Here is an 857-nt window from a genome sequence, read left to right on the forward strand (position 1 = left end):
GAAAAAGACAGAGCCTCCTTTGTTTCTGCTGGGGCTTTGATCATGGGCGATGATGTCAATATCACCAGCCAGAATACAAGCAATTCAACGATTATCAATTCAGGGCGTATTGCGGCAAACCACCAATTGCATGTGCATGGTGGGGATATTTTTAGTAAAGGGGGGCATTTTGCGGCGGGTAACGATGCTGTTCTCCTTGCGGAGAAGAATATTCGTTTAGATGCAGGGCGCACAACGGTTGACGGCGTGGAGACAGTATTAAACACCGAGGCGCTTTCTGCTGGGGGCAATGCGAGCGTAATTGCCAAACAAGATATCACCGCCTCAGGGGTGGGGATCACTACCGGAGGTGATCTTGCCATGGCTACAGAAGAAGGTAACTTGACGATCGGTTCAGCAGAAACCCATTACCATGATGAACAGGGTGATGCCACCATGCATCATAAATCAGAAGTCAACTCTGGAGGCTCAACAACGCTTTCCTCTGGAAAAGATTTGAATATTTTAGGCTCTGATGTTCAAACAAAGGATAAACTTCTCTTGCAAGCTGAGAGGAATGTTTCGATTGATGCCACACGCAACAGTATGGACAATCAGAATGGGAGTGAAACATCTCATGTTGCCTTACACAATGGCTCTCATCTAAGTTCTGGAAAAGAGACCACTGTTCTATCGGGTGGCGATATCCATATTGCTGCTTCCGATATAGATGCCAAGGGTAATGTTGCTCTTGGCGCCCAAGGGGAGGTAACAATAGGGGTGAGAAACGATGAGATGGAATATCATCTTCGCACCAAAAACACGAAAGTGGATATGCAAGCCTCTCATGCCGTTGGCTCTTCGATAAAATCGGGAGG

The 857-nt window shown here is 47.0% G+C and carries 1 protein-coding gene; it reads left to right on the forward strand.

Annotation, left to right across the window (positions count from 1 at the left end; all coding sequences use genetic code 11):
• A partial coding sequence (locus ACFIL3_RS10650) for a hemagglutinin repeat-containing protein (protein WP_375682268.1) occupies positions 1–857 on the forward strand: 857 nt, incomplete at both ends.

The sequence above is a fragment of the Bartonella sp. CE47NXGY genome, assembly GCF_042195415.1.
GTDB lineage: Bacteria > Pseudomonadota > Alphaproteobacteria > Rhizobiales > Rhizobiaceae > Bartonella.